A 26,383-nucleotide genomic window follows, 5' to 3' on the forward strand; every position below is an offset into this window, starting at 1 on the left:
GGCCGGACGAACTGTCCACGGTCACGGCGACGTTCCCGACTGACGCAGGCGCGTGTCAGGGATAAAGCGTTAAGACAATGAACGCCTTCGCCCCCATGCCCTTCTCGTCCTCGCCGATGGACTCCAGCGGCGTCGCCTCGATGCCCCATAATCTGGAGGCGGAACAGGCGCTGCTGGGCGCGTTGATGTTCGACAACGGCGTGTTCGAACGGCTCAGCGACCGCCTCCGCGGCCAGCATTTCTACGAGCCCTTCCACCAGCGGCTGTTCGAGGCGATCGAGGATCATATCCGCCAGGGCATGCTGGCCGAACCGACGATCCTGATGGAACGGTTCAAACAGGATCCGGCCTTCCAGGAGTTCGGCGGCCTGCGCTATTTCGCCGATCTGGTCGACCGGGCGCCGCCGGCGGCCAATGCCCCCGACTATGCGCGGGTGGTTTATGACACGGCCCTGCGCCGCGACCTGATCCGCATCGGCGGCGAGATCATCAAGGAGGCGCCCAATCCCGAGACGCCGGCCGACGAACAGATCGAACAGGCTGAACAGACCCTGTATTCGCTGGCCGAGACCGGCAAGCCGTCGTCCGGTTTCGTCAGCTTTTCCCACGCCCTGTCCGGCGCCGTTCAGATGGCGGCCGAAGCCTATCAGCGCGAAGGCAAGCTGGCGGGTCTGGCGACGGGCCTGAACGACCTGGACCGCAAACTGGGCGGGCTGCACCCCTCCGACCTTCTGATCCTCGCCGGCCGTCCTTCGATGGGCAAGACGGCGCTGGCCACCAACATGGCCTTCAATGTGGCCCGCGCCTATCAGTGGGAACCGACGCCCGAGGGCCGCAAGACGGTCAACGGCGGGGTCGTCGCCTTCTATTCGCTGGAAATGAGCGCCGAACAGCTGGCCATGCGTATCCTGGCCGATGCGTCCGGCGTGTCGTCCGACAAGCTGCGCAAGGGCGAGATCGACGCCACCGACTTCGGCAAGCTGCGCGACGCAGCGGTCGAGATCGGCGAGAGCCCCCTCTACATCGACGCCACCGGCGGTTTGTCCATGTCCAAGCTGGCCGCGCGGGCGCGACGGCTGAAGCGGATGGAGCACGGGCTGGATCTGATCATCGTCGACTATCTTCAACTGGTGACGACCGGCGACAGCGGCGGGCAGAAGAACCGGGTGCAGGAGGTGTCGGAGATCACCGGCGGCCTGAAGGCCCTGGCCAAGGAGTTGTCGGTGCCGATCATCGCCCTGTCCCAGCTGTCGCGTCAGGTCGAGCAGCGCGAGGACAAGCGGCCGCAACTGTCCGACCTGCGCGAATCCGGCTCGATCGAGCAGGACGCCGACTGCGTGATGTTCGTCTATCGCGAAAGCTACTACCTGGGCCGGGCCGAGCCGCGCGAAGGCACCGAGGAACACCTGCAATGGCAGCAGGACATGGACCGGCTGCAAGGCCAGGCCGAGGTCGTCATCGGCAAGCAACGCCACGGCCCCATCGGCATCGTCAAACTGGCCTTCGACGCCGACACGGTCCGGTTCGGCAACCTGGCGCACGGCTATGAGGAAGTCAGCTACGAATAGCAGGCAGCGGTTGACCTCGACCGCGAACAGGCCCCTTGGGTGCGGATGGCCAGTGAAACCGTCTACATCCTCCAGACCTATGTGCAGGGACGCGGCAAGGGGCTGAAGGCCGAGCCGCAGGTGGGCTGCAAGGACGCCGAGGAGGCGCGCCGCAAAGCGGAACGACTGGCGCCCCTGCGGCTGGGCGTGGTGGCCTTTTCGGTCTCGGCGGACACCGAGATGGGCGACTACGACGAAGAACCGACCATCATCTTCAAGTCCGGACGACTGCCCCCGCCGTTCAGCGACGAGGATTGATCGGCGTCAGGCCTTCCATCGTCGGGAAGTTGCGCCAATAAGGGCCGCCATGCCCTCCCCCGCCCTGCTGTCCGTCGATCTGAACGCTCTCGCCCGCAATTTCCACACGCTGGAGGCCTTGACGGGGGTTCCGGTGCATCCGGTGGTCAAGGCCGACGCCTACGGGCTTGGCGCCAAAGCCTGCGCGACCCGGCTGATGGCCGAGGGGGCGCGGACCTTCTTTGTCGCCCGCGCCGACGAGGGCGTGACGCTGCGGGCGGCGCTGGGGGATGCGCCGACCATCTATGTGCTGGACGGCTGCCACGACGGCGCGGCGGGCGTGCTGAAGGCGGCCGACCTGCGTCCGGTGCTGAACCAGCCGAAACAGAGGCAGGCCTGGGCCGAAGCCGGCGGCGGCGCCTGCGGAATACAGATCGACACCGGTCTGAACCGGCTGGGCTTTAGTCCCGAAGACGCGCCGGAGCCGTTCGAGGGCCTCGATCTGGTCATGAGCCACCTGGCCTGCGCCGACGAGCCGGACCAGCCGATGAACCGGCGCCAGCGCGACGCCTTTGCGGCGGCGGCGGCGCGGTATCCAGGCATGACGCGGTCGCTGGCCAATTCGGGCGGCTGTTTCCTGGGGCGCGACTACAGTTTCGACGCCGTACGACCCGGCGTCTGCCTGTATGGCGGCGGGCCGCAGGGGCGGCCGGACGACCGGATCGACGCCGTCGCCACCCTGACGGCCGAGGTGCTGCAGGTCCGTGACGTAAAGCCGGACGAAAGCATCGGCTATTCCAGAGGCTTCGTCGCCGAGCGTCCCGTGCGCGCGGCCGTCGTGGCGGCGGGCTATGCCGACGGGGTGATGCGGGCCTTTGGAGCGCACGGCGCGGCCTGGATCGCGGGCGAAATCAGGCCGCTGCTGGGGCGGGTGTCGATGGACGTCTGCACTGTCGATGTGACCGGCCTGGAGGTCGCGGTCGGCGACCGGGTCGAACTGTTCGGCGCCAATCGGTCGCTGGATCAGGCGGCGGCGGCGGCCGGGACCATCAGCTATGAACTGATGACGGCCGTCAGCGACCGGGTTCCTCGCGCCCATGTCGGGCGCTACGACCGAAGCTGACGTCGCGGGCGGCGATAAAGGGCCAAGCGCGGCCGACACACTTCGCCCGCCTGTCTGCTAAGGAAGTCCATGGCTCGCGATTCCGCCCTCTATGTCTGTCAGTCCTGCGGTTCGGTCCACGGCAAGTGGTCGGGCCAATGCGCGTCGTGCGGGCAGTGGAACACCCTGACTGAAGAGAGCCGTTCCGCGCCTCCGGGCGCGATCAAGCCCTCAGCGGCTGCGTCTGCGCGCGGGCGAGGCCTGCAATTCGAAACCCTTCAATCCGACACGCCCGAACCGCCGCGCATCACCACGGGCGTGGCCGAGTTCGACCGGGTCTGCGGCGGCGGCGTTGTGCCGGGATCGGCCATCCTGCTGAGCGGCGATCCGGGGGTGGGCAAGTCCACCCTGCTGCTGGAGGTGGCTGCCAAGGCGGCGCTTAGAGGCGGGCGGATCGCCTATATCTCGGGCGAAGAGGCGGTTGAGCAAATCCGGGCGCGGGCCAAGCGGATGGGCCTGGAACAGGCGCCGGTCAATCTGGCGGCGGCGACGGCCCTGCGCGACATCCTGGGCACGCTGAAACGCGAGCAGTTCGACATCGTCATCGTCGATTCGATCCAGACCCTGTGGTCCGACGTCCATGAGAGCGGACCCGGCTCCATCACCCAGGTCCGGGCCTGCGCCGGCGAGATGGTGCGACTGGCCAAGACGCAAGGGGTGGCGGTTGTCCTGGTCGGACACGTCACCAAGGACGGTCAGGTCGCCGGGCCGCGCGTGGTCGAACACCTGGTCGATGCGGTCATGACCTTCGAGGGCGAGCGCGGCTATCCGTTCCGCATCCTGCGCGCCGGCAAGAACCGGTTCGGCGCCACCGACGAGATCGGGGTGTTCGAAATGGGCGACAGCGGCCTGCGCGAAGTCGCCAATCCGTCGGCCCTGTTCCTGGGCGACAGCAAGGACCGGGCGCCCGGCGCGGCGGTCTTCGCCGGGATCGAGGGATCGCGGCCGGTGCTGGTCGAGATCCAGGCCCTGGTGGCGCCGTCCGCCTATGGCACCCCGCGCCGGGCGGTGGTGGGCTGGGATTCCGGTCGCCTGGCCATGTTGCTGGCGGTGCTGGAGGCCCGGTGCGGCCTGGGGTTCGGGGACAAGGACGTCTATCTGAACGTCGCCGGCGGCCTGCGGATCAATGAGCCGGCGGCGGACCTGGCGGCGGCGGCGGCCCTGATCAGCTCCGCGCTGGACATGCCCCTGCCCCAGGGCTGCGTCGTGTTCGGCGAGATCGGCCTGTCAGGCGAGGTCCGCAGCGTCGGCCGAGCCGAGGCGCGGGTTCGGGAGGCCCAGAAACTGGGCTTTGAACATGTGCTCTGCCCGCCCCTGGCCCAGAACGGCGGCAAGACCAAGGGGGTCAAGGTGACGTCGGCGACACGATTGACGGATGTGGTCGAACGAATCTCGCAAAACCGCTATTAGTCGGACGCAACAGCCGCTGGACCTCTGAGTGACCGGTTACGACGTCTTCGCCATCGTGGTGATCCTGTTCTCCGCAGCCGCCGGCTGGGTGCGTGGGGGCGTGCGCGAGGTCATCACCCTGCTCAGCGCCCTGCTGGCGGCCCTGATCGCCTTGGTAACGTTGCCGTGGACGGCGATGCTGGGCCGCGCCCTGGTCAATCCGGACTGGGCTGGAACCATCCTTGCGGCCATCGTCGCCTTTCTGATCGTCTATTTCGGCATCCGCATCTTCGGCTCCTATCTGTCGAAGCAGGCCCAGGCGCATCCCCAGTTGGGCGGAGTCGATCGGTTTATCGGCGTTTTCGTCGGCGCAGGCCGGGCCCTGGTGCTGCTGGGGGCCGTTCATCTGGTCATCGTCGCGGCCATGCCGGGCGAACGGACGCCGCGCTGGCTCAGCGAAGCCGCCCTCTACAAGGTCAGCGCCGTGGGCGCCCGGGCCATCCAGATCATCCTGCCCGGGATCGGGCGGGGCGCCGATGCGATCACGCCTGTGGTGGATTCATCCGTGCGCAAAGGGTTTTCGAACGACGAAGCCTTGCCTCGGACGCAATCCGAGACTAACTCGCCGCGCGAAGCCGCCCCTTAAGTTTCCCCCGGTCATCGGAGCCCCACGATGCGCCACCATATCGCCGATCCCGTCGTTCACCGCGAGCACTGGCGCGAGCCGGAGGACGACCAGCTTCGTCTGGAGTGCGGCGTCTGCGGCGTCTGGGGCGCTGACGAGGACGAAGGCTCGGCCATCGTCGCCCTGGGCCTTCACGCCCTGCAGCATCGCGGCCAGGAAGCCTGCGGCATCGCCAGCGTCAAGGACGAGCGGTTCCACACGGAACGCCACCAGGGCCTAGTGGGCGAGGCCTTCGGCGGCGCCGACCTGATGACCCGCATGCCCGGCCGCGCGGCCGTGGGCCACACCCGCTACTCCACCGCCGGCGGATCCTTCCTGCGCAACATCCAGCCGATGTTCGCGGATCTGGACCAGGGCGGCATCGCCATCGCCCACAACGGCAATCTGACCAACTTCAAATTCCTGCACAGCCAGCTGGTCAGCGAAGGCGCGATCTTCCAGTCCACGTCGGACTCAGAAGTCATCCTTCACCTGATCGCCCGCAGCCGTAAGGCCAAGATCGTCGACCGCTTCATCGACGCCCTGGCGCGGATCGAGGGCGGCTACGCCCTGGTCGCCCAGACCCGTCACAAGATGATCGGCGCGCGCGACCCGCTGGGCATCCGCCCGCTGGTGCTGGGCCAGGTCGGCGAGGCCTGGGTTCTGGCCTCCGAGACCTGCGCCCTGGACATGATGGGCGCCACCTTCGTGCGCGACGTCGAACACGGCGAGGTCGTGGTCATCGACGAGAACGGCGTGGAATCGATCAAGCCCTTCCCCGCCCGCGCCGCCCGCCCCTGCCTGTTCGAATATGTCTATTTCTCGCGCCCCGACTCGGTCGTGAACGGCCGCTCGGTCTATGAGGTCCGCAAGGAGATGGGCCGGGGCCTGGCCCGCGAACTGGGCGTCGAGGCCGACATCGTCGTGCCGGTGCCGGACTCGGGCGTGCCGGCGGCCCTGGGCTATGCTCAGGAAAGCGGCATCCCCTACGAGATGGGCATCATCCGCAGCCACTATCTGGGCCGCACCTTCATCCAACCAAGCCAAGGCGCCCGTCAGAAGGGCGTGCGCATGAAGCACAGCCCCAACAAGTCGGCTTTGGCCGGCAAGCGGGTCGTGCTGATCGACGATTCCATCGTGCGCGGCACCACCTCGGTCAAACTGGTCCGCGCCGTCCGCGCCGCCGGCGCGACGGAGGTCCACCTGCGCTCGGCCAGCCCGCAGATCCTGTTCCCCGACTTCTACGGCATCGATATGCCGGAACGGGCCCAACTGCTGGCCGCCAACAAGACGCTGGAAGAAATGCGCGAACTGCTCGAGGTCGATTCCCTCGGCTTCCTGTCCATCGACGGCCTGTACCGCGCCATGGGCGAGACCGGCCGCAACAACGCCGCCCCCCAGTTCACCGACCACTATTTCACCGGCGACTACCCCACCCGTCTGCTGGATCGCGAGATCGAGGAAGGCGGCCGGGAATTTGGGGCCAAGCAGTTGTCGTTGCTCGTCAGCGCCTGAGGGATATCAACCCTGATCCTGGGCCGTATGGAACAGGCGAATGATCTGAACCTGGCCGCCGCCGGCGCCGTCGGTCAGGGCGTAGACGATCAGATGTGGCGCGCCGGTGACGAGCTTCTCATACGTCCCGGGCCGCTTGCCTGGTCGCCCGATGGGCCGTGCGGCTAGCTTTTCCGTCGTCTCGAGGATTCTCAACTCGATCCGTTGGGCGGCGGCCAGGTTTCGCTGTGCGAGATAGTCGATGGCATGGGTAAGTTCGAGCAAGGCCCGCCGCGACCAGACGACTGCGCGCATCAGGGTTCGTATTTGGCGATGGTCTCGCGAATCCGACGCTTGGCCTCATCGTGCGAAACGACTTCGCCGTTGCGAAAATCTTCCAGTCCCTGCTCGACGGCCGCCATCATTTCCAACTCGCGATCGACGTAGCCGGCGATGGCGCGTTCAGCGAGAAAAGACTGCGTACGCTGGGTCTTCTCGGCAAGCAGCCCCAACCGCTCTTTGAGCGTTCCACTCATGCGGACAGTGACGGTCGTGCTGGCGGCCATGGCGGAATGCTCCTGTGCACATCTGAACACATCATAACACATTGACCCGTCGCATCGCCACTCCTACCACCCTAGGATGACTGACGTCCTGCCCCTGAAAGACCGTATCGCCCTCGTCGTCGGGGCCTCTCGAGGTATCGGCTACGAGAGCGCCTTGGCGCTGGCCAAGGCCGGCGCGCACGTGGTCGCCACGGCGCGGACGCAAGGCGGGCTTGAGGAACTGGACGACGCCATCTTCGCCGCGACCGGCAAGCACGCGACCCTGGTCCCGTTCGACCTGGTCGATGGCGGCGGGATCGACCGACTGGGCGGGGCCATCTTCGAACGGTTCAAGAAGCTGGACATCTGGGTCCAGGCGGCGGCGACCATGGGGCCGTCAGGCCTGACGCCGGTGGCCCACGCCGATCCGCGCGAGTTCGCCAAGGTCGAGAAGGTCAATTTCACCGCCGTCTATCGACTGATCCGCTCGCTGGAGCCGCTGCTGCGCGCCTCCGACGCCGGGCGAGCGATCCACTTCACCTCAAGCGTGGCGACGACGCCCCGCGCCTTCTGGGGCATGTACGCCGCGACCAAGGCCGGCGCCGAAGCCCTGATCAAGGCCTGGGCGGACGAGGTGGAGAGCACCCCGATCCGCGTCAGCATCGTCGATCCCGGCCGGATGCGCACGGCCATGCGCGCCCAGGCCTTCCCCGGCGAAGACCCGCAGACCCTGCCCCACCCGTCCGAGATCGGCCAACTGGTCGTCGACCTGGCGCGCGGCGACGCCACGCCCCCGCCGACGATCCGCTTCCGCGACTGGAAGGCCGGACCGACGGCGGAAGCCCTGGTCTAGGCCGAGGTCAGCCCCAGGCGCCGGCGCCCGGCTCCTCACGGAAAGCGAAGTCGCCGTCGGTGGAGGCGGACAGGTCGCGCCAGGCCTCCAACTCCGTCGTCAGCCCGGCGATCTTGCCCTCGATCATGCCCAAGGCGTCCGTCCCGGCCGCCCATCGCAGGGGCGGATTTTCGGCATTGGCCAAGGCCACCAGAGCCTGACCCAGCCTTGCCGGATCACCCGCCTGGTTATGGCTGCGGGCGTCATAGAATCCGCGAAGTGCGGCCGAGGCCTGAGCATAGTCGGCGATGGGATGGGCGGCGTAGACGACCGATGAGGCGTCCAGGAAGTCGGTGCGGAAGAAGCCCGGCTCGACGATGGTCACATGGACGCCGAAGGGACTGACTTCCTGGGCGATCGACTCGCTGAAGCCCTCGATGGCGAACTTGGAGGCGCAATAGATCGCGCCGGACGCCCCGCCGACCATGCCCCCCACGGACGAGACGTTGAACACATGCCCCGAACCCTGGGCACGCATGACCGGCAGGACGGCGCGGGTCATGTCGAACAGGCCGAAGACATTGGTGTCGAACTGGATGCGCGCGTCGTGGCTGGTCGTCTCCTCGAAGATGCCCAGGTGGCCATAGCCGGCGTTGTTGACCAGCACGTCGATGCGGCCAAAGCGGGCCTTGGCGGCCTCGACAGCGGCGGCGACGGCGGCCGTGTCGGTGACGTCCAGCGCCACGGATAGGACGGTGTCGCTATCCGGCCCGAAGGTCTTGACCAGGGCGTCGCGGTTTCGACCGGCGGCGACGACGCGATCGCCGGCGTCCAAGGCCGCCCGAGCGATGCCAGCGCCCAGCCCACGGGCCGCGCCGGTGACGAACCAGGTCTTTTGAGTGGTCGTTGTCATTGGAAGTCTCCTCTGTCTGACAAGGAGGAGAAGACGCCGTTTCGGCCGCACCGGGTTAGGGCGATCCGAGCGTTCTCTTGCACAATCCTGTCAAGCTCCACGCGTCGGCTTGCGCGAACGTGACGACGAGCGTTGGATGCGTTCATGAGCCTCTTGCCCGAAATGACCGACATCGTCGCGCGCCACGCGCCGCCGGACCTGTCGCGCTCCGCCGTGCCTGGCCTGCGCCTGTATGGCAGCGACACGCAGACGCGAATGATCGCCGTCGCCTATGATCCCATGCTGTGCCTGGTGGTGTGCGGCGCCAAACAGACGATCCTGGGCGAGACGGTCTATTCCTATCGGGCCGGGGACTGCCTGGTGGTGTCGGCCGAACTGCCGGTGTGCGGCAGCATCGTAGAGGCGCCCTATCGCGCCCTCAGCTTTGACCTGAACCCCGCGACCATCGCCGGCCTGATGCTGGAGATCGACGCCCCTGCCGCCTCGGATCAGCCGCCGCCATCCGGCATCCATGTGACGCGGTTGGAGGACGAACTGCTGGAGCCCATGGCCCGCCTGTTGCGCCTTCTGGACCGGCCCGCAGAGATCGCCGTAATGATGCCGATGATCGAGCGCGAGCTGGTCTGGCGGCTGCTGCACAGCCGGTACGCCGCCACCGTGCGTCAGATCGGCTCGACCGAAAGCCGCCTGTCGGGCGTCAGCCGCGCCATCGATTGGATCCGCGCCCACTACGCCGAACCGATGCGGCTGGAGGCCCTGTCGGACCTGGCGGGCATGAGCCTGTCGACCTTCCACCGGCATTTCCGCACGGTGACGACCATGAGCCCGCTGCAGTTCCACAAACAGGTGCGGCTGCGAGAGGCGCGCGCCCGACTGTTGAGCGGCGGCGACGGCGCGGCCGAAACCGGCTTCGCCGTCGGCTATGACAGCCCGTCCCAGTTCAGCCGCGAATACGCCCGCCAGTTCGGCCTGCCGCCAGGTCGCGACGCGGCGCGGATGCGCGAAAGCCTGACGGTCGGCAGAGCGTTCGTCCCCAACGGCTGCATCTGATCCCTGGCGCCTTGCCGCAGGTCGAGAGCAGCGGTCATGGGCCGGACATGACCCTGTTCCAGCCCTTCCTCGTCCTGCACATCTCGACCGGCATGGCCGCCGTCCTGGTTGGCTTCGGTCCCCTGCTGACCGCAAAGGGTTCGCGCGCGCATCGGCTGTGGGGCCGCGCCTTTGTGGTGCTGATGACGATCCTGCTGGCCTGCGCCTGGGTGATGACCGCTTTGCGCTTCAACACCTATTTCCTCGCCCTCTCGGCCACGGCCTCGCTGACCCTGTTTTCAGGCGTACGGGTGTTGGGGCGCAAACGGCCCGACATCCAACCCCAGGACCGGGCCAGGCCGATGGACTGGGCGGCGACGCTCGGCGCCCTGGGCATCGGCGTCTGGGTGCTGGCCTTGATCGGCCTGGGCCGCTCGGACGGCCCCCCCGTGGTCTCTGAAGCCTTGGCCTATTGGGCGCTGTCGGTCGCGGCGTGGGACCTGTGGCGGTTTTTGCGTCCGCGAGACTGGCCATTCTCGCCGCACTTGTGGAGATACGAGCATCTGGTGAAGGTGCTTAGCGCTTATGCTGCGGTGCTGAGCGCCTTTTCCGGCAATTTCCTGACCTTCCTGCCCCAGCCCTGGAGCCAGCTCTGGCCGTCCGTCCTGTTCCCATTGATCGCCGCAATCTGGACGGCGATCCTGATCCTGCGGCGCCGCGCCCAGCCGGCATGAAAAGGCCGACGGTCGCCGTCGTGATGGCGGGATTCACCGCCTATTCCTACGCGGCGACGGTGGTGTCGGTGGCCTGGTATCTTCGGCGCGACCGGCCGGAACTGGCGATCTCGACATCATTGCTGTGGGCCGGCCTGTCCTATGCGCCCTGGCTGGGCGTCGGCGCCCTGGTCTGGGGTGCGATTCGGCTGTGGGGATCGGGGTGGAAGACAGCAGGCGTCCTGAGCGCAGCGACAATTCTCATCGTGCCCCTGGTGTCGGCCTTCGACACACGGCTTGACCTCGCCTTCCTGAACATGGCCGTCATGCCGGGCGACTGGATGGAGAGGACCATCGACCGGCTGCCGATCGCCTTGCTGCTCTACACGGCGATCATCGCCGCCGGTATGGCCGCCGCCCATTGGCGCAAGGCGCGTGAAGCCCAAGACCGGATCGGCCGCATCACACAAGCCCTGGCCGTGGCCAAAGACCTGCGGGACGACGCTCGCCTGCTCGTGTCGACCGGACGAAACCGTACTTCGGTCGATCTGAGGGCCGTGGAGTGGTTCGCCTCGGCAGGCAACTATGTGGTCGTTAACTGGGACGGGCGCGAGGGCTTGGTCCGTGACACCCTTCAGGCGCTGGAGACACGTCTGGATACGCGCCTGTTTGCCCGCATCCACCGTTCCACCCTAGTCAATCTGGCGCGGGTCGAGGGGGTGCAGCCCCTGTCGGACGGATCCTGGCGGCTGACGATGCAGAGCGGCGCAGAACTGGTGGTCAGCCGCACCTATCGCGACGCCGTTCTGGTACGGCTGGGTCGCCCCCTTTAGGGCAGCCGCGCCAGAACCCGCAGCCAACCCTCGGCCTGGGCCAGGTCGATGGCTTCGAACAGCGGGATCGCCAACAGGAAGACCAGACCGTCGCGGATGGTCGTCAGGAAGAAGGACGGCCGCACCGACAATTCCACCTCGTCGCGCCACAGCGAAAACCGCGGTATGAAGCGCGGCGTGCGGGCCTTGTACGCCATATAGTCGGCGCCGAAAGCCGCGCCCAGCCAGGCCTCCTCGCGGCGCACCGTCAGATAAAACACCGCGAGAGACGCGAGAGTGAACAGAATCGCCAGGGTGAGGCTGCCACTCTGGGCGCCGATGCCGAAGGCGCCGAAGAAGCTGAAAATATAGAGCGGATTGCGACTGATCGAATAGGGACCGCGCGACACGATCTCGGCCTTCTTGCGTCCGCCGATATAGAGCGAGCACCAGGCGCGGCCGACGATGGCGAATACGATGGCGGCCAGGCCGACGGCCTCGACGCCTTCATGAACGGGACTGTGCGGACCGGTGGCCGACTGAGACACCATGGTCAAGCCGACCAGGACCACCAAGGCGACGAGAACAGCGCCCTTCCGGATTTTCTGAACCGCCTGAAGGTCGAACGCTTGGATCGTAGCCATAAATCGCTCCGGATTACCCCCAAATCCAAGCGCCGCTTTCACCGGGCGAGCAAGCGGTATGTTTGCGAGCGAAAATCGGTCTCGAATGGCCGGAGACACAAGGGTCAGAGGCTCGAAAGCAAATCCGCCAATTCTGCGGGCCACATCGTCTCCGTCGAGGCCCGGATATCGGCGAGGCTCCACCAGCGATGCGCCACCAGGACGTTCCGTTCCTCCTCGGTCCAGCCGGTGGAGGACAGGTCGAACGCCTCGGTGCGAAGCAGGAAAAACCGCTGATCCACATCGGCCATACGGCCGTCGGGCAGGCGAAAACTGACCCTGACCCGGCCGACCTGAGGACCGGGGTCGTCGATGATCAGGCCGGTTTCCTCAACCAGTTCGCGGCGCGCGGCGTCCTCATAGGTTTCGCCCGGTTCGCAGCCGCCGCCGGGCGTAGCCCAGAAGGCCGTGCCGGTCAGAGGCCCGTCGGAAAAGACGAAATGGAACAGCAGCACCCGCCCCTGCCCGTCCAAAATCAGCCAGCGCGAGGTCGGCCGCTCGGGAAGGACAGGCGCGACTGCGCTCATGGCGTCACTTCTTGGCGCCGCCCTTTTGACCGGTGCGGATACGGCCGGAGCGCGAGACCTGGCGGGCGCCGCCACGGGCGCCCTTCTGGACCGCCACCGACGATCCGGCCTTCTTCGACGCGCTGGACTTCAGGCCGCCCAGGACCTTGGGCTGGGCCTTGCGGGTCTTCTTCTGCTCCAGCGCCTTGCCGGGCAGTTTGGACAGGGCTTCTTCCTTGTCCGCCTTCCTGACGCGGCGCGGCGCGGTCTTGGCGTCGCCCTTATAGCGTTCCGGGCCGGACTTGGCGCCGCCCTCGGCATAGGGGTTCACGCCGCTGGACTTGACGTTCAGGCGGATAGGCGTGCCCGGCAGGTCGAAGCTCTCGCGGATCGAGTTGACCAGATAGCGTTTGTAATGCTCCGGCATCGACTCGGCGCGGTTGGCCATCAGCACGAAGGTGGGCGGACGGGCCTTGGTCTGGGCGATGTATTTCGGCTTGATCCGCTTGCCGTCCACGGCGGGGGGCGGGTGCCGCTGGGTGGCCATGGACAGCCAGGTGTTCAAGTCCTTGGTCTTCACCTTGACCGACCAGGTGTCATAGGCCTGGAGCACGGCCGGCATCAGGCGTTCGACGCCGCGCCCGCTGTGCGAAGACAGGGCCACGAAGGGCGAACCCTTCAGCTGGGGCAGCTTGTCCTCGGCCATGCCCTTCAACTTGGCCATGCGGGCCTGGGGCTCGTCTTCCAGGTCCCATTTGGAGGCGACATAGACCAGGGCCCGGCCCTCGCGCTCGACTAGGTCGGCCAGCTGCAGGTCCTGGGTGTCGAAGGCGTCGTCCTTGTCCATCATCAGGATGACGACTTCGGCGAAGGTGATGGCGCGGATGGTGTCGGCGACCGACAGCTTCTCCAGCATCTCCTGCACCCGCGCCTTGCGACGCATACCGGCCGTATCGACCAGGCGGATATTCTTGCCCTCGAACTGCCAATCGACCGAGATGGAGTCGCGGGTGATGCCCGCTTCCGGCCCGGTCAGCAGGCGGTCGTCGCCGATCAGACGGTTGATCAGGGTCGACTTGCCCGCGTTGGGACGACCGATCACGGCGATGCGGATCGGCTTGTCCGGCTCGTCGATCTCTTCGATGAAGATGTCTTCGGACGCTGCGCGGATGGCCTTGTACAGGTCGGCCATGCCCTCGCCGTGCTCGGCGGAGATGGCGACCGGCTCGCCGAAGCCCAGAGCATGCGCTTCGCCGACGCCGCCGCCGCTTTCGCGGCTCTCGGACTTGTTGGCCAGGAGGATGATGGGCTTGTGAACCTTACGCAAGCGCTCGGCAAAGATCCGATCCAGCGAGGTGACGCCTTCGCGGGCGTCCATCATGAACATGACCAGTTCGGCGTCGTCCAGCGCCGCCTCGGTCTGCTCGCGCATCCGGGCTTCCAGACTGTCGTCGGTGACGTCCTCGTAGCCCGCCGTATCAATCAGCGTCAGATCCATGTCGCCGATATTGCCGTCGGCATAGCGCCGGTCCCGGGTCACGCCGGGGCGATCATCGACAAGCGCGAGGCGCTTGCCGACGAGGCGGTTGAACAGTGTCGATTTGCCCACATTGGGGCGGCCGACAATCGCGACCTTCAGAGCCATTTCGGCTTTCTAGCTTATTTCGGGCTGAAGAGTCAGCGGATGCAGATCAGCTGGCCATTGTCGGTCAGCACGTACAGGGCGCCATTGTAGGCGGCGGGCGCGATATAGGCCGGCGCGCCGAGCTTCAGCGTCGTCTGGGCCACGCCGGTTTTCGGGTCGAAAGCGACGGCCTCGCCGTAGGAATTGACCATCACCAGGCGGTTGGAGGCCAACAGAGGTCCCGACCATTGCGGATAGATGGTGCGACGCCCGAAGTTCAGGAAGCCGCCGACCTTGCGTTGACGCCCTTCGTTCAACTCGCGGGTCCAGTAAATCTGGCCCGTGTCACGGTTGGCGGTGATCAGTTCGCCCGACTTCGACACAGCGAAGACGACGTCGCCGACCGGCAGGGGCGCGTTCACGCCGGTGACCGGCAGCTGCCACTTGGGCTGGCCCGAGCGCAGGTCCAGCGCCGACAGCACGCCCGAATGGCTGACGCCATACACCATGCCCCGGCTGATGACCGGACGACCGGCGACATCGCGCACTTCGGACAGGGCGCTGGTGCGGCTGGTGCGCGACAGGGTCTGTTCCCACAGGGGCTGACCGTTCAGGGCGCTGAGCGCGACAAGTTGGCCCGAGGCGAAGGGCGCAATGACCGTATTGCCCGTCACGGCGGGGCTTGAGGCGCGCAGCACACGCGCCGGCTCGGCGATGCCGCGATAGGTCCAGTCCTGCGCGCCGGTGTTCACGTCAAAAGCGAACAGCTGGCTGTCCACATCGACGACGAAGACGTGGGCGCCGACGACCGTGGGGGCGCCGTGAATCGGGGAATCGACCTGCTGGGTCCAGACGACGGCGCCGGTACCGGCGTCGAGCGCAGTCATGGAGCGATAGCCGGACGAGACGAACAGCTTGCCGCCGGCGTAGGCGACGCCGCCGCCGAAGCCGCCGTTGCGGTCACGGTCGGCGTCCTTGACGTTGGCCTTCCACAGGATCTCGCCGCTGTCGGCCGACACAGCCGAGACGGTTGATTCGCCGTCCATGACGAAGATCTTGCCGTCGGCTGCCACGATCGGCGCCATGACGTTGCCGACACGGGCCGAGCCTTCGCCGATGCTGCGCTTCCAGGCGATCTGGAAGTTCGGAGCCGCGATGACATGCTCGACCAGGTTCTCGGACGAACCGCCCGGCTGGGTCCAGGCCGTCGCAGCCTGGGGCCCCGGCAGGAAGAAGTCGCGTCCGGACAGGGCCGCCGACGGGGTCAGTTGCTGTTCGAACTCCAGCACCGAGATTCGGTCGCCGGCGGATGCGGTCGCCTGCGGATCATCCTTCTTGCCCAGGCCAAAGGGCAGGTTGCGGCTGACTGCGCCGCAGGAAGCCATGGTCGTGGCGACGCCGCAAATCAGCGCGACTTTCAGAACTCGGTTCATCTTGGGCGTCCTGTAAGGGGTCGTCACTGTTGGGCCGGGGCCGCGGAAGTGGGCGCATTGGCGGCGCCGGCGGCCGACGGAGCGGCGGTCTTGGCCGCATTCGCAATGTCCTTGAGCGCACCCGCCGTGCCGGCGTCGATGGTAGCCACGGCGATATTGGCGCGCTGGCGAACGTCGTCAGGAACGTCCTGCCCCAGTTGCAGCAGGACGAAGGCCTCACGGGCCTCCTTGGTCTTGCCATGCTGGAGACGCGCCAGGGCCAAAGCTTCCTGAGCGAAGGCGTGCAGGGGGCGGTCATCCCCGGCCAGCGGGGTCAGGCGCGCCTCGATATCGGCCAGCGGCGCGGTGTCCATCACCAGGAAGGCGGCCTTCAAGGCGGGCGGATCGGACAGGATCGGGTCGCTCGACGCCTTTGCGGCCTCGTCGAACAGCCGAACCGCGTCAGGGATCTTGTCGGCGGTCACGGCCAGGCCGGCTTGCTGCTGCAAGGCCAAAACCTTGTAGGCGCCATTGCCTTCCTTGACCGCTTCCTCGAAGGCGAGGCGGGCTTCGGCGGGCTTTTCAGCCCGCAGGGCCTCCATGCCGCGATCATAGGCCTCGGCGGCCTTGCCGGCCTTGCTCGAGTTCAGGCTGTCCCAGCCCCACCAGCCCAGGGCGGCGACCAGGGCGACCACCAGGACCACGCCCACGACGGGCAGCCATGTGCGGGCCAGGCGCTTGTACCGGTCGGAGCGAAGCTCCTCCTCGACCTGCTCGAAGACATCAACCACTGAAACGTCGCCCCAAAATCGCAAAAAGCAAACCGGCGCGGACCCTAGAAGGTCGGCTCCCCGCCCGCAACGTCGTCCGTTACTGCGAAGCCGGCTTTTTCGAGAAGTAGGTCTCGACTTCGGCAGGAAAACGGCGGGTTTTCACATCATTGGCGAAAGCGGCGGCCGCGCGGTCGATCTCGGTGCGCAGATCCGCGTACTTCCGCACGAATTTCGGGGTCCAGTCGAACATCCCCAGCATGTCGTTGACCACCAGCACCTGGCCGTCGCACGCGGCCGAGGCGCCAATACCGATAGTCGGGACGTCAAGACTCTCGGTGATTTCCCGCGCCAGCGATTCGGCGACACCCTCGATGACGATGCAGAAGGCGCCGGCCTCGGCCGTGGCCTTTGCTTCCGCCATGACACGGTCGCGTTCAAAATCAGTGCGTCCCTTGGCCTTGAACCCACCCTCGGCCAAAATCGCCTGAGGCCGCAGCCCCACATGACCCATGACCGGGATGCCGCGCTTGACCAGGAAGGCGACGATCTCGGCCAGCTCGACGCTGGTCTCAAGCTTCACCGCCTGGGCGCCGGTCTCCTTCATCACCCGCACGCAGTTGTCGTAGGCGACCTCCTTGCCGCCCTCGTACGAACCGAAAGGCATATCCACCACGACCAGGGCCCGACGCGATCCCCGCACCACCGCCTGGCCGTGCAGGATCATCATCTCCAGCGTCACCCCGACCGTATTCGGCAGGCCATGAACCGCCATGCCCAGGCTGTCCCCGACCAGCAGCACGTCGCAGTGCGGATCCAGCAATCCCGCCATGGGGGCGTCATAGGCCGTCAGACAGACGATGGGCTCGCCGCCCTTGCGGCCGGCGACATCAGGCACGGAAATGCGCTTGATCGTCTCCTGGGTGTGAACGGACATCGAAGGGCCTCCTGACTTCAAGTCGGGTCAGATAGGCCCCGTGCTCCGCCAAGTCACCCTCAGACGTCCTGCGACAGCTTCACCAGCCCCGCCGCCAGCAGGGCGACAAGCGCCCCCGCCACGATCCAGAAGGCCATCATGCCCGACCCGTCCATCAGATCGAACGACCCGACGCCCAAGCCTTCCAGCCCGGATTGAGCCGCCCCCTGGGCCGTCGCCGCCGCCGTCCGCACCCCTTGCGTCAGGGTCGTTTCGTCGCTGGCGGAGAAGTTGACATTGACCCCTTCCCTCACCGCCAACACGCCGCCGACCAAGCCGGCGCTGGTCAAAGCCAGGGTCCGCCAGCGCGACCGCTTCTCCATACTGGCCTGAACCGTGGCCAGGAACAGGGCCTCATCGGCCATTCGAGGCGTCTGCGCGAACAGACGCTCGATCATCGGATCGAATTCATCAGCCGACATGGGTCGACCTCCCGCCTGAGCCGTGCGCCGGCTGAAGCCGGGCGCGGAGTTTATCCAGACCACGTTTGACATGGGACTTCACCGTGCCGAGCGGCAAATTCATGGCCGCCCCGATTTCGGGATGGGACATCCCCGCGCCGTGGCACAGGGACACGCACACACGCTCGGTCTCGCTGAGCGTCTTCAGGGCCTCGTCTAGGTCCATGACCCCGGCCCGGTCGATGACGACGTCGGCCTCGTCGGACTCGACCTCGGCGACATAGCGGGCCTCGCGGACGACGCGCTTCAGATAGAGGCGCGCAGCGATCTTCTTGATCCAGCCCGCAAACGTCCCCTGCCCCCGGAATTCCGAGCAGCGCTGGAAGCCCTGCAGGAAGGCGTCCTGGGCCACGTCATCGGCCAGGGACGGCGCCGCGCCCATGCGGCGCAGAAGCCCCCGGACCGCCGAACCATGCCGGCGGACCAGTTCGCCATACTCCCGCCGGCCGCCGGCCGCCGCCTGGGCGGCCAGCTCCACGTCGTGGAGATCGCGCAAGGACTTGCTCATGACCTCTCCCCCGAAACCGCCCCTCAGGCCTTGTTGGGGTTGAAGATGCCCAGGATTATGAAGGCGATGCCGATGGCCACAGGGATGCAGGCGAGGCCCAAAAGTGCGCCTTCCCCATTGCCGCCCCAGTCACGGCTGGCATTATCAACCGCCAGCGCAAAGCCGGCGATGCCGACGCCCGTCGCCAGGCTGAGCACGCCCTTGCGGATATCCTTGGTGCGCGACGGCAAGCCCTTCTCCACATCCTTGGTCATGGCGTCGATCAGTTCGGGCGGCAGGGTCTGCCCCTTGTCCACCGCATGGCGGACCGTCAGCTGCATTTCGCGACGCTCCCGATTTTTCAGGAAGGATGGTCCAACGATCACGGCCACGATGGACGCGAAGATGATGAAGACGACGAAGATGGGTGTCAGGTCCATGACGAACTCTCTTTTGATCCGGTGCGACAGCCTGATGCGGCGGCCTTCTGATCACAAGAGGCTGCGGGACGCGCCCATGGATGCGCAAGCGGACGTGAAATCTTCGTAAGGTCGCTCCATCAGGTCCGCAGCACTTGTCGGACGACCGCCAAGGCCGTCACCGTCGCCATGATCGCAGCCATCAGAACGGGCGCGCCTTCGCGTGGAAGATCCGCTAAGCCGCGCCATACCGGCCCGAGCCCCCACAAGATCGTCGCCATCGCCACCGCCAGCGGCGCAAAGGCCGCAACAACAGCGACGGCGCGACGACGGGCGATCCGTTGGACCACCACCGCCTCAAAAACGGGATCACGCACGGGCGCGGCTTCAGCTGCGAATAGCGACTGCAGCTTGTCTTCAGGTGTCATCACGACCTCCCAGCACCGCCAGAAGGCGGCTACGCCCGCGGCTGATATGCGACTTCACGGTGCCAACCGGCAAGCCTAGCGCAACGGACGCCTCAACATGGGACCATCCGTCCGCAACACACAGCGCCACGCAAGCTCGGACGGCCGGTGGCAATTCGGCCATCGCACGGCTTAGTGCGATCCTCTCTTCAGGCGACACACCAGATGACGGCGGATGATCCTGCGCCCAGATCCCATCACGGGCCGCACTTCGCAGCGCGCTCCGGTTGCGGTCTTGCGCCTTGCGCCAGGCGATCCCGAGCAGCCAGGCGCGAAGCCCCGCCGGATCTCTCAACCGCCCCAGATCCCGCCATGCGGCAAGGAATACCTCCTGCGCCAGATCGTCGGCCTCAGCCCACCCGCCGACGAGCATCCGGCGGAGGAAGTTGCGAACCGCCGCCTGATGGCGCTCGACAAGCCGCGCAAATGCGGCGTCGGACCCGTCACGGGCGGCGTGTACAAGTTCAACGTCGGTCACGACGCCTGTCCTCGCGTCCGCTCAGTCGCGCGGCCTGCGCATTTGCAACACCAAGGCGCAGACCAAAGACCATAGCGCGACCGTCCCCATGACAAACGCTACGATCAACAAGGCCCCCGTGCCGCCGTCCAGTCCGCCCCAGCTTGCCGCCGTGAAACCGACGCAGAGCGCCGTGAACAATCCGACCAACGACCAGTAGTGGGCCGCCGTCCCTTGCCGGACACTCTGCCGGGCGGGGACATCGTTTGCAGAGGCTCGGGCAAGGGCATCCATGATCGCCTGAGGCGCGTCCCGCCCCTTTTCCGCATAGGTCTTCACGACATCGAGCAGCGCTTTCTGACGTCGGTAGTTCAACCATTGCGACCAGCCGACAAAAGCGAAGGCGGACATGGGAAAAAGTATCCACCAGAACTCGCGCGCCAGATCAGCCATGTCTCATCTCCTCAGCAGCACGACCATCGTCCTGCGTTCACCGGGAATAGTCGTCACCGACCGAGCCATTGGATGCGCCGTCGATCAATATTTGTCGAACAGCATGACTTGGGGCCGACAAAACGTCCCGGCTGATCGAAGGAGGGCGACGGTGCGACTGCTGTTCCTGCGGCGGCCGGTTCGGGCTACGATGATCGCCCGACCCCAAGAGGAGAGCTCCCATGACCACCGTCACCTATCGCATCGTCGAGCACGATGGCGGCTGGGCCTATCAGTCGGACGGCACCTATTCCGAGACCTTCTCCAGCCACGACGCCGCTAAGGCCGCCGCTGTCCGCGCCGCCCGCGAACAGAAGGTTCCAGACCAGAACGCGGCCATCGAATACGAAACCGCAGACGGTCGTTGGATCACCGAAGCCGCCGACGGCCACGACCGGCCCACCACCGAGGTCGAAGGTTAAGGGCGTCGCCGGTGGTTTCCCGCCGCTTTTTGATCGCCGCAGCTTCGCTTCTGCCGCTGGCGGCCTGCGCGCCCGGCTTGAACGCTAGCTTGGGTTCCGAGCCGGTCACGGCCGGCTCATCGCTCCTGACGCTGACGACGTTCAACATCTGGCACAATATGGGCGACTGGCCCGCACGGCGGCCGCTGCTGATCGATGCCTTGCGGGCCCAGAACGCGGACGTCATCGCCTTGCAGGAAGTCCTGGAAGACGCCAACACAGGGCTGGAGAACCAGGCTGAGATGCTGGCGCGAGAACTGGGCGGCTATGAGGTCGCCTTCGTCTCGACCGACCCCGAGGGTGCGCCTCGCCGATACGGAAGCGCCTTGCTCACGCGGTTGCCCATACTGGCCCAGGATTCCGTTCGGCTGGAGCCGCTCGATGATTACCGCACGGCGCTGCGGGTGCGAGTGTCCGTTGCGGGCCGGCCGGTCGATGTCGTGGTCACCCACCTGGCGCACCAGCCGGAGGCGGGAGCGGTGCGGGCCCGCCAGATTTCACACCTCTTGTCCTGGTTGCCCCAGGACGGCGTCCCCCTTGTCGTCATGGGCGACTTCAATGCGCCGCAAGAGGATCCCGGTCTGGCGACCATGACGGGCCCTCGTTTCGCCAGCGCCCTCCCCCCCGGTTCGGCGACGACCACCCTGAATCCCGCCAAGGGCCACGCCAGCCGCGTGATCGACCATATCTTCGTGGAGCCGGAGTTCTTCACCCGGACCGCCGCGCATGTCTTTGGCGACCAGCCCACGAACGGCGAATACCCGTCAGATCATTTCGGCGTCACCGCGACGGTCGCGCTCAACTGAAGGCCTGCGCATAGGCCTCAGGCTTGAACCCCACCAGGCGGCGATCGCCGAGGTCCAGCACCGGCCGCTTGATAATCGACGGCTGGGCCAGCATCAGGGCGATGGCCTTGTCGCCGTCCAGGCCTGTCTTGTCCGCTTCGGGCAGCTTCTTGAACGTCGTCCCGGCGCGGTTCAGCACCGTCTCCCAGCCATGCTCATCGACCCAACGCGCCAGAGCGCCGGCATCGGCGCCCGCCTTCTTGTAGTCATGAAAGACGTAGTCGACGCCCTGATGCTCCAGCCAGACGCGCGCCTTTTTGACGGTGTCGCAATTGGGAATGCCATACAGAACGACAGCCATCGGAGATCCATGCTGAGGAGAAGATTTCAGCCGCCTAGATAATCATCCTGATCGGTCCTGAAAGACATTTTTCATCGGGAGCGCCGTAAGTCGCGTCAGACGCTGACATACGGTTCCCAAATGACAATCTCCGTCCCGATGGCTCGCCTTCGGGCCTTGATCCAGACGCGGGCGGCGCGCTCCGCCCTGGCCATGTTGGCGACGATGACGGCTATGGTCTCGGTCATGTTGCTGGTGGTCTGGGCCAATCTAACCACGCTCAACTCGGCCGATCAGTCCGTCAGGCACACGGCGATGGTGGAACGCGCAGCGGCCAATCTGTTGACGGCGGCAATTGATCAGGAAACAGGCGTCAGAGGCTATGTAGAGAGCGGCGGCGACGGAAATTTCCTGGCTCCCTACATCAAGGGCCAGCAGAAATTTTCTGACGAGCTCCAGACCTTGTCCCGACTGACGGTCGGCAACCCCTCCCAGAAGGCTCAGCTCGACGGCGTGCGGACGGCGATGGAAACCTGGCGAACGGTCTACGCTGAACCTCGACTGTCGAGCTTGAGCGACAAGGGCGCCGACCCCGTCCTGGCGATCGAGGGACAAGCCGCGATGGACGGGCTTCGCCGCCGGCTGGAAGCCCTTCGTGCGCAAGAGGCCGCCATGACGCTTGAGCGCGAGGGCGCGCGCAATCTCGCCTATGCGACCGCCCGGGTCACAATCGTCGCCGTGGGTCTGGCCGCACTCGGCTTCGGCGCCGGCATGGGCCTTTGGGCCGTTCGCACCGCCGACCGACGCGAACGCGAGGTCCTTGCCTTCGCCAAGTCCAAGACGCGAATGCTGGCCGTGGTCAGCCACGAAATTCGTACGCCGCTGAACGGCATGCTGGGCATGTTGCAGATTATGGCCGGCGAGCCGATGGATCCCGCCCAGAAGCAGAGGTTGGAGGTTGCTCTGGAGTCGGGCGAAACCCTGACGTCCCTTCTCAACGATCTGCTGGACGCCTCGAAGATCGAAGCCGGCAGACTGGAACTCGTGGAGGCGGACTTCGACCTGGCGCGGTTGCTGGATCGCATGAGGGCCGCGTTCGGCGAAGTCGCCCACAAGAAGGGCGTCGCTTTGAGGATCGAAGTCACGCCGGACGCCGCCGGCGACTGGATCGGCGACAAGGTTCGGATAGGGCAGATCCTGGCCAATCTGATTTCCAACGCCGTCAAGTTCACCGCTCGTGGCGAGGTCACCGTGGCCGTCGCCGTCCCGACGGCGGGCGGGCTCCGGATAGATGTGCGCGACAGCGGCATCGGCATGGACGAGGCCGCTCTCGGAAGACTGTTCGCTCCCTATGTGCAGGCCAGCGCCGAAACCTCGCACACCCATGGAGGCACCGGCCTCGGCCTGTCCATCTCCCGATCTCTGGCTCGGATGATGGGCGGCGATATCACCGTTGAGAGTACGCCCGGCCAAGGGTCCTGCTTTACTGTGGAACTGCCGCTTGAGCGCGGCCGCGCCGCCGCCGCCGCCGAAGCGGAGAGCGCGCCCTGCCTGGCCGGACTGCGCGTGCTGGCGGCCGACGACAATGCGGTCAACCGCAAGGTGCTGGCCGCCATCCTGCCGAACCTCGGAATGGAGGTCACGGTGGTGGAGGACGGCGCCCAGGCGATCGCGACCTGGCGCGACGGCGACTATGACATGGTCCTTCTGGACCTTCGCATGCCGGTCTGCGACGGCTTCGAGGCTGCCCGCAGGATTCGCACGGAAGAGGCCGACGGACGCCGCACCCCGTTGATCCTGCTCTCCGGCGACGTTTCCGCCTCGGTCCGCGAACAGGGCCGCGAAGCCGGCCTGGACGGCTTCGTCGCCAAGCCGCTGGACGTCCATATGTTGATCGAGGCGATGAGCGCCGCCCTCCCCCCTGCCCGCCCCCTGGCGGCCTGATCAAAAGCGCTTTGTGAGCCCCAGGCTGAACACACGTCCGCGCGGATCGGCGACGACGGGATCATAGCCGAAGGCGAACTGCGCCAGGGGCGGCGCCTTGTCGGCCAGATTGACCACGCCCACAGCAAGGTCGAGATCGGCGCCGAGCGCTCGGCTATACAGAAGGTCGATCGTCGTCTGGCTGGCGATGGTCGTGTCCGTGACGCCGCTGCGGTCATTGTCATAGCCGGCGGTATAATGGACCAGCCCGGTCACCGAATGGACGCCGCCGCTCCACCCCAGGACGAACTCCCCGCGATTGCGCGGCAGGGAACGGCCGATGTTGTTCAGATTGGTCGAACCGACGCCGGACGCTTCCGCCGCACTGTCGTTCAGGCGGATGTCGTAACGATCCACATAGGTCCAGGTCGCCGAGGCCGTCGCCTGACCGCCCCAGAGCCCATGACCATAGCGGGCCGAGACGTCCACGCCTTGGGTCTCCACCGACGACGCATTGACGAAAGAGAGCTGGACGAAGGTCAGGGCGCCGCTGGCCGAGCGGGTCAGGCGCGACTGGGCGTCCGTGCCCGTCAGACCCGCCGCCGTGTCGGCCGCCGCCTGGTTGATGATCGCCTGGGCCGATTCCTTGACCACCTGGTCGGTATAGTCGAACCGCCAGGCGTCCAGGCCGAACTCGAGGCCCTGAACGGGACGCCATTGCACCCCGAAAGTCAGGCTCTCGGACTTTTCGGGCTTCAGGTCTGCGTCGCCCGACGTCAGGGTGTTGACGAAGACAAAGGCGCCGCGATCGAACACCGACGGCTGGGACGCCTGCGCCCCGGACTGCGCATAGACCGAAGGTGCGCGGAAGCCCTGCCCCCATGACGCCCGGAGCGCGACGGTTTCGAGCACATCCCAACGCACAGCGGCCTTCGGACTGAACCGCCCCTCGCCGTCATAGGACTCGTATCGTCCGGCCAATTGCGCCTCGATCCGGTCGCCCAGATGGAGGCGCCCTTCGGCATAGGCGGCCAGGGTTTGCTGATCGCCGGCGAAGTCGGGTGAATAGCCCGCCGTCAGCAAGTCGCCGGCGTTCACCAGGTCGCTCCAGTCATGACGGAAGGCGCTGCGCCGGTACTGGACGCCCAGGGCGACATCGACCGAGCCGCCGGACCAGGCGAACGCTTGACCGCTGGTGGAGGCGTCTGCGGTCGTCAGGCTGGCGGAACCGCGCAGGCCCGTGAAGCCAATCAGACTGTCGATCAGTTCGTCGCTGTTCGCCGTGCCTGTGCCCAGATAGGCGCTGCCGAACGGATTATAATACTGGCAGGCGCCGACCCCGGGCGTGCCGTTGGCGACATTGCAGCCCGCGCCGCCCAAGCCGTTCAGCGCGTTCTGCAATGCGCTTCCGATCACATCGGGCTTGTCATAGGCGACGTGCTGACGGCTGGCGGTGGCGGCGAGGCTCCAGCTCCAGCCATTGGCGAAACCACCCTCCAGCCCCGCGGCCAGACGCCAGGTCTCATAGTCGAACTCCGCCTTCGACGCCCCGGCCTCTGCGCCCAACAGCCGCCCCCGGAACAACACGTCCTCGCCGAACGGATTGTCTGGATGGGACGCCGGCACGGTCAATGATTGCGCCAGGATCGGCAGGGACGGCGTCTGTCGCGCCACGGTCCCGGTCGATGACCAGGCCCCCTGCAGCGACAGGGTCATGTCCCCGACCGGCCGACGATAGTCGGCGAACAGCTGCGTCCGCGTCTCTTCCGGCGTCAGATCGAAGAAGTCAGAATAGTCGAGACGGCAGAACGCATCGCTCGCACTGTTGCGATAGGCGGCGTCGAAGGCGGGGTTGTCGCAGTCGGGGTCCGGCGCATAGGCGTTGGCGCTCGGCCGATAATAGGATCCCGGCTGCCCATAGCTGGTCACGGCGGTCCAGGACGCGCGGTCGTAGCCTTCGGCCTGGGTGAAGTCGCGCTCGTCGGTGCTCAGGGCCGACCTGTGGAAATGCGAGGCCGCCAGGGTCAGGTCGCCGCCCAGCAGCCCGAACCCGCCGATGGCCTGGACAACGCTCTCCTCGGACCCGTCGGCGACCGCATATTTGGCGCTGACCTCGGGCCGGGCGACATCATGACGCGTGATGAAATTGACCACGCCGGCTACGGCGTCGGAGCCATAGACGGCCGAGGCGCCGTCCTTGACCACCTCGACCCGTTGCAGGGCGATCATCGGCACGAGCGAGTTGATGTCGACGAAGGCCGAGCCGTCGGTCGCGACCACGGCGCTGGACGTCCAGCGCTGACCGTCGACCAGCACCAGGGTCGAGCCCAGGCCGAGATTGCGCAGATTGAACTGGGCCGTCCCAGAGCTCTGCGGCTGGTTCAACTGATCGACCTGGGCTTCCGAGCCCGAATTGGCGGTCACCAGTCGGACCAACTGCGAGGCGTCGGCGACGCCCGCCGCCGCGATGACGTCGCGGTCCACGGTTTCGACCGGCGCAATCCGGTCCCCGCCCGCGATCCGCGAGCCGGTGACGACGATATCGTCCACAGACGACGCGGCCTCTTGCGCCTGGACTGCGCAGACGCCGGCCAGCCATGCGGCCGAAGCCGTCGCCATCAGGATTGAACGCCGCATCACCATATCTCCCCGCGATTTGCCCGCGGGCTTCTAGCCATCGCTCGCTATTTGCGAAAGATCAATTTTGCAGTTTTGCAAATTTG

At 66.5% G+C, this 26,383-nt stretch carries 30 protein-coding genes; 13 read left to right on the plus strand and 17 right to left on the minus strand.

Annotated features, from left to right (window positions below):
- Positions 1-77: 77 nt before the first annotated feature.
- From ACW170_RS13390 to purF, 6 genes are all read left to right on the plus strand, one after another.
- Positions 78-1,568, plus strand: a complete 1,491-nt coding sequence (locus tag ACW170_RS13390; RefSeq protein ID WP_492087139.1) for a replicative DNA helicase — start codon at positions 78-80, stop codon at positions 1,566-1,568.
- Between the two features lie 45 nt (positions 1,569-1,613).
- On the plus strand, positions 1,614-1,865 hold the full coding sequence (locus ACW170_RS13395) for a hypothetical protein (protein WP_267513585.1): 252 nt from the start codon (positions 1,614-1,616) through the stop codon (positions 1,863-1,865).
- 49 nt (positions 1,866-1,914) lie between these two features.
- Positions 1,915-2,967: an alanine racemase gene (gene alr, locus ACW170_RS13400; protein WP_492087140.1), complete on the plus strand. Its 1,053-nt coding sequence runs from the start codon at positions 1,915-1,917 to the stop codon at positions 2,965-2,967.
- Between the two features lie 69 nt (positions 2,968-3,036).
- Positions 3,037-4,416: a DNA repair protein RadA gene (gene radA, locus ACW170_RS13405; RefSeq protein WP_492087141.1), complete on the plus strand. Its 1,380-nt coding sequence runs from the start codon at positions 3,037-3,039 to the stop codon at positions 4,414-4,416.
- 28 nt (positions 4,417-4,444) lie between these two features.
- Complete coding sequence (locus ACW170_RS13410; RefSeq protein WP_492087142.1) at positions 4,445-5,041, plus strand: CvpA family protein; 597 nt, start codon at positions 4,445-4,447, stop codon at positions 5,039-5,041.
- 27 nt (positions 5,042-5,068) lie between these two features.
- Positions 5,069-6,574, plus strand: a complete 1,506-nt coding sequence (purF, locus tag ACW170_RS13415; RefSeq protein WP_492087144.1) for an amidophosphoribosyltransferase — start codon at positions 5,069-5,071, stop codon at positions 6,572-6,574.
- Between the two features lie 6 nt (positions 6,575-6,580).
- Here purF and ACW170_RS13420 read toward each other — a convergent pair whose 3' ends face one another.
- The gene (locus ACW170_RS13420) at positions 6,581-6,868 is read right to left on the minus strand and encodes a type II toxin-antitoxin system RelE/ParE family toxin (RefSeq protein WP_492087145.1); all 288 of its coding nucleotides are present in this window, start codon (positions 6,866-6,868) and stop codon (positions 6,581-6,583) included.
- The gene (locus ACW170_RS13425; protein ID WP_492087146.1) at positions 6,868-7,119 is read right to left on the minus strand and encodes a CopG family ribbon-helix-helix protein; all 252 of its coding nucleotides are present in this window, start codon (positions 7,117-7,119) and stop codon (positions 6,868-6,870) included. The genes ACW170_RS13420 and ACW170_RS13425 overlap by 1 nt, the downstream gene beginning before the upstream one ends.
- Before the next feature lie 76 nt (positions 7,120-7,195).
- Here ACW170_RS13425 and ACW170_RS13430 point away from each other — a divergent pair, with 76 nt between their 5' ends.
- Positions 7,196-7,951, plus strand: a complete 756-nt coding sequence (locus ACW170_RS13430; RefSeq protein WP_492087147.1) for an SDR family NAD(P)-dependent oxidoreductase — start codon at positions 7,196-7,198, stop codon at positions 7,949-7,951.
- Between the two features lie 7 nt (positions 7,952-7,958).
- Here ACW170_RS13430 and ACW170_RS13435 read toward each other — a convergent pair whose 3' ends face one another.
- Positions 7,959-8,843, minus strand: a complete 885-nt coding sequence (locus tag ACW170_RS13435) for an oxidoreductase (RefSeq protein WP_492087148.1) — start codon at positions 8,841-8,843, stop codon at positions 7,959-7,961.
- 144 nt (positions 8,844-8,987) lie between these two features.
- Between ACW170_RS13435 and ACW170_RS13440 the strand changes: the two genes are divergently transcribed.
- From ACW170_RS13440 to ACW170_RS13450, 3 genes are read left to right on the plus strand one after another with little or no spacing between them, the layout of a single operon-like run.
- Positions 8,988-9,893, plus strand: a complete 906-nt coding sequence (locus tag ACW170_RS13440; RefSeq protein WP_492087149.1) for an AraC family transcriptional regulator — start codon at positions 8,988-8,990, stop codon at positions 9,891-9,893.
- A gap of 47 nt (positions 9,894-9,940) precedes the next feature.
- Positions 9,941-10,606 carry a DUF2306 domain-containing protein gene (locus tag ACW170_RS13445; RefSeq protein WP_492087150.1) on the plus strand — a complete coding sequence of 222 codons (666 nt, stop codon included), beginning with the start codon at positions 9,941-9,943 and terminating at the stop codon, positions 10,604-10,606.
- On the plus strand, positions 10,603-11,418 hold the full coding sequence (locus tag ACW170_RS13450; RefSeq protein WP_492087151.1) for a LytTR family DNA-binding domain-containing protein: 816 nt from the start codon (positions 10,603-10,605) through the stop codon (positions 11,416-11,418). The genes ACW170_RS13445 and ACW170_RS13450 overlap by 4 nt, the downstream gene beginning before the upstream one ends.
- Here ACW170_RS13450 and ACW170_RS13455 read toward each other — a convergent pair.
- The 12 genes from ACW170_RS13455 to ACW170_RS13510 all read right to left on the minus strand — a co-directional run bounded on the left by ACW170_RS13455 (position 11,415) and on the right by ACW170_RS13510 (position 20,112).
- Complete coding sequence (locus tag ACW170_RS13455; protein ID WP_492087152.1) at positions 11,415-12,041, minus strand: methyltransferase family protein; 627 nt, start codon at positions 12,039-12,041, stop codon at positions 11,415-11,417. The two genes, ACW170_RS13450 and ACW170_RS13455, sit on opposite strands and share 4 nt — an antisense overlap.
- Positions 12,042-12,145: 104 nt before the next feature.
- Complete coding sequence (locus ACW170_RS13460) at positions 12,146-12,607, minus strand: NUDIX hydrolase (protein WP_492087153.1); 462 nt, start codon at positions 12,605-12,607, stop codon at positions 12,146-12,148.
- Positions 12,608-12,611: 4 nt separating this feature from the next.
- Positions 12,612-14,231, minus strand: a complete 1,620-nt coding sequence (gene der, locus ACW170_RS13465; RefSeq protein ID WP_492087154.1) for a ribosome biogenesis GTPase Der — start codon at positions 14,229-14,231, stop codon at positions 12,612-12,614.
- 32 nt (positions 14,232-14,263) lie between these two features.
- Entirely contained in the window at positions 14,264-15,643 is a 1,380-nt protein-coding gene (locus tag ACW170_RS13470; protein ID WP_492087155.1) for a PQQ-binding-like beta-propeller repeat protein, read from the minus strand.
- Positions 15,644-15,666: 23 nt separating this feature from the next.
- Positions 15,667-16,413, minus strand: a complete 747-nt coding sequence (locus ACW170_RS13475; RefSeq protein WP_492087156.1) for a tetratricopeptide repeat protein — start codon at positions 16,411-16,413, stop codon at positions 15,667-15,669.
- Positions 16,414-16,492: 79 nt separating this feature from the next.
- Positions 16,493-17,329, minus strand: coding sequence for a 3-methyl-2-oxobutanoate hydroxymethyltransferase (gene panB, locus ACW170_RS13480; RefSeq protein WP_492087157.1), 837 nt, complete (start codon positions 17,327-17,329; stop codon positions 16,493-16,495).
- Between the two features lie 59 nt (positions 17,330-17,388).
- Positions 17,389-17,790: a hypothetical protein gene (locus tag ACW170_RS13485; RefSeq protein ID WP_492087158.1), complete on the minus strand. Its 402-nt coding sequence runs from the start codon at positions 17,788-17,790 to the stop codon at positions 17,389-17,391.
- Positions 17,780-18,337 (minus strand): RNA polymerase sigma factor, encoded by a 558-nt coding sequence (locus tag ACW170_RS13490; RefSeq protein WP_492087159.1) that lies wholly within the window; start codon positions 18,335-18,337, stop codon positions 17,780-17,782. Before ACW170_RS13490 ends, ACW170_RS13485 begins: the two co-directional genes overlap by 11 nt.
- Before the next feature lie 23 nt (positions 18,338-18,360).
- Positions 18,361-18,756 (minus strand): DUF6249 domain-containing protein, encoded by a 396-nt coding sequence (locus ACW170_RS13495; protein WP_492087160.1) that lies wholly within the window; start codon positions 18,754-18,756, stop codon positions 18,361-18,363.
- Between the two features lie 119 nt (positions 18,757-18,875).
- On the minus strand, positions 18,876-19,163 hold the full coding sequence (locus tag ACW170_RS13500; protein WP_492087161.1) for a hypothetical protein: 288 nt from the start codon (positions 19,161-19,163) through the stop codon (positions 18,876-18,878).
- On the minus strand, positions 19,153-19,680 hold the full coding sequence (locus tag ACW170_RS13505; protein WP_492087162.1) for an RNA polymerase sigma factor: 528 nt from the start codon (positions 19,678-19,680) through the stop codon (positions 19,153-19,155). Before ACW170_RS13505 ends, ACW170_RS13500 begins: the two co-directional genes overlap by 11 nt.
- Before the next feature lie 21 nt (positions 19,681-19,701).
- Positions 19,702-20,112, minus strand: coding sequence for a hypothetical protein (locus tag ACW170_RS13510; protein WP_492087164.1), 411 nt, complete (start codon positions 20,110-20,112; stop codon positions 19,702-19,704).
- 221 nt (positions 20,113-20,333) lie between these two features.
- Between ACW170_RS13510 and ACW170_RS13515 the strand changes: the two genes are divergently transcribed.
- Together ACW170_RS13515 and ACW170_RS13520 are read left to right on the plus strand one after the other, a co-directional pair.
- Positions 20,334-20,573, plus strand: coding sequence for a DUF2188 domain-containing protein (locus ACW170_RS13515; protein ID WP_492087165.1), 240 nt, complete (start codon positions 20,334-20,336; stop codon positions 20,571-20,573).
- Positions 20,574-20,650: 77 nt separating this feature from the next.
- Positions 20,651-21,418, plus strand: a complete 768-nt coding sequence (locus ACW170_RS13520; protein WP_492087166.1) for an endonuclease/exonuclease/phosphatase family protein — start codon at positions 20,651-20,653, stop codon at positions 21,416-21,418.
- Here the strand turns inward: ACW170_RS13520 and ACW170_RS13525 are convergent.
- On the minus strand, positions 21,411-21,758 hold the full coding sequence (locus ACW170_RS13525) for an ArsC family reductase (RefSeq protein WP_492087167.1): 348 nt from the start codon (positions 21,756-21,758) through the stop codon (positions 21,411-21,413). The two genes, ACW170_RS13520 and ACW170_RS13525, sit on opposite strands and share 8 nt — an antisense overlap.
- A gap of 138 nt (positions 21,759-21,896) precedes the next feature.
- Here ACW170_RS13525 and ACW170_RS13530 point away from each other — a divergent pair, with 138 nt between their 5' ends.
- The gene (locus ACW170_RS13530; RefSeq protein ID WP_492087168.1) at positions 21,897-23,681 is read left to right on the plus strand and encodes an ATP-binding protein; all 1,785 of its coding nucleotides are present in this window, start codon (positions 21,897-21,899) and stop codon (positions 23,679-23,681) included.
- Here ACW170_RS13530 and ACW170_RS13535 read toward each other — a convergent pair whose 3' ends face one another.
- Entirely contained in the window at positions 23,682-26,297 is a 2,616-nt protein-coding gene (locus tag ACW170_RS13535) for a TonB-dependent receptor domain-containing protein (protein WP_492087169.1), read from the minus strand. It abuts the gene before it with no gap.
- Positions 26,298-26,383 lie beyond the last annotated feature (86 nt).

The sequence above is a fragment of the Brevundimonas sp. FV2ps16 genome (assembly GCF_058681075.1).

What these genes read in the sequence shown, in the direction of transcription:
- alr (WP_492087140.1), top strand. Translation starts at nt 1,915, where the DNA reads ATGCCCTCCCCCGCCCTGCTGTCCGTCGATCTGAACGCTCTCGCCCGC.
- ACW170_RS13460 (WP_492087153.1), bottom strand. Translation starts at nt 12,607, where the DNA reads ATGAGCGCAGTCGCGCCTGTCCTTCCCGAGCGGCCGACCTCGCGCTGG.
- ACW170_RS13525 (WP_492087167.1), bottom strand. Translation starts at nt 21,758, where the DNA reads ATGGCTGTCGTTCTGTATGGCATTCCCAATTGCGACACCGTCAAAAAG.
- panB (WP_492087157.1), bottom strand. Translation starts at nt 17,329, where the DNA reads ATGTCCGTTCACACCCAGGAGACGATCAAGCGCATTTCCGTGCCTGAT.
- purF (WP_492087144.1), top strand. Translation starts at nt 5,069, where the DNA reads ATGCGCCACCATATCGCCGATCCCGTCGTTCACCGCGAGCACTGGCGC.
- ACW170_RS13500 (WP_492087161.1), bottom strand. Translation starts at nt 19,163, where the DNA reads ATGACACCTGAAGACAAGCTGCAGTCGCTATTCGCAGCTGAAGCCGCG.
- ACW170_RS13390 (WP_492087139.1), top strand. Translation starts at nt 78, where the DNA reads ATGAACGCCTTCGCCCCCATGCCCTTCTCGTCCTCGCCGATGGACTCC.
- ACW170_RS13495 (WP_492087160.1), bottom strand. Translation starts at nt 18,756, where the DNA reads ATGGACCTGACACCCATCTTCGTCGTCTTCATCATCTTCGCGTCCATC.
- ACW170_RS13535 (WP_492087169.1), bottom strand. Translation starts at nt 26,297, where the DNA reads ATGCGGCGTTCAATCCTGATGGCGACGGCTTCGGCCGCATGGCTGGCC.
- ACW170_RS13440 (WP_492087149.1), top strand. Translation starts at nt 8,988, where the DNA reads ATGAGCCTCTTGCCCGAAATGACCGACATCGTCGCGCGCCACGCGCCG.
- ACW170_RS13450 (WP_492087151.1), top strand. Translation starts at nt 10,603, where the DNA reads ATGAAAAGGCCGACGGTCGCCGTCGTGATGGCGGGATTCACCGCCTAT.
- ACW170_RS13510 (WP_492087164.1), bottom strand. Translation starts at nt 20,112, where the DNA reads ATGGCTGATCTGGCGCGCGAGTTCTGGTGGATACTTTTTCCCATGTCC.
- ACW170_RS13490 (WP_492087159.1), bottom strand. Translation starts at nt 18,337, where the DNA reads ATGAGCAAGTCCTTGCGCGATCTCCACGACGTGGAGCTGGCCGCCCAG.
- ACW170_RS13455 (WP_492087152.1), bottom strand. Translation starts at nt 12,041, where the DNA reads ATGGCTACGATCCAAGCGTTCGACCTTCAGGCGGTTCAGAAAATCCGG.
- ACW170_RS13395 (WP_267513585.1), top strand. Translation starts at nt 1,614, where the DNA reads ATGGCCAGTGAAACCGTCTACATCCTCCAGACCTATGTGCAGGGACGC.
- ACW170_RS13445 (WP_492087150.1), top strand. Translation starts at nt 9,941, where the DNA reads ATGACCCTGTTCCAGCCCTTCCTCGTCCTGCACATCTCGACCGGCATG.
- ACW170_RS13515 (WP_492087165.1), top strand. Translation starts at nt 20,334, where the DNA reads ATGACCACCGTCACCTATCGCATCGTCGAGCACGATGGCGGCTGGGCC.
- ACW170_RS13425 (WP_492087146.1), bottom strand. Translation starts at nt 7,119, where the DNA reads ATGGCCGCCAGCACGACCGTCACTGTCCGCATGAGTGGAACGCTCAAA.
- der (WP_492087154.1), bottom strand. Translation starts at nt 14,231, where the DNA reads ATGGCTCTGAAGGTCGCGATTGTCGGCCGCCCCAATGTGGGCAAATCG.
- ACW170_RS13530 (WP_492087168.1), top strand. Translation starts at nt 21,897, where the DNA reads ATGGCTCGCCTTCGGGCCTTGATCCAGACGCGGGCGGCGCGCTCCGCC.
- ACW170_RS13420 (WP_492087145.1), bottom strand. Translation starts at nt 6,868, where the DNA reads ATGCGCGCAGTCGTCTGGTCGCGGCGGGCCTTGCTCGAACTTACCCAT.
- radA (WP_492087141.1), top strand. Translation starts at nt 3,037, where the DNA reads ATGGCTCGCGATTCCGCCCTCTATGTCTGTCAGTCCTGCGGTTCGGTC.
- ACW170_RS13430 (WP_492087147.1), top strand. Translation starts at nt 7,196, where the DNA reads ATGACTGACGTCCTGCCCCTGAAAGACCGTATCGCCCTCGTCGTCGGG.
- ACW170_RS13435 (WP_492087148.1), bottom strand. Translation starts at nt 8,843, where the DNA reads ATGACAACGACCACTCAAAAGACCTGGTTCGTCACCGGCGCGGCCCGT.
- ACW170_RS13470 (WP_492087155.1), bottom strand. Translation starts at nt 15,643, where the DNA reads ATGAACCGAGTTCTGAAAGTCGCGCTGATTTGCGGCGTCGCCACGACC.
- ACW170_RS13485 (WP_492087158.1), bottom strand. Translation starts at nt 17,790, where the DNA reads ATGTCGGCTGATGAATTCGATCCGATGATCGAGCGTCTGTTCGCGCAG.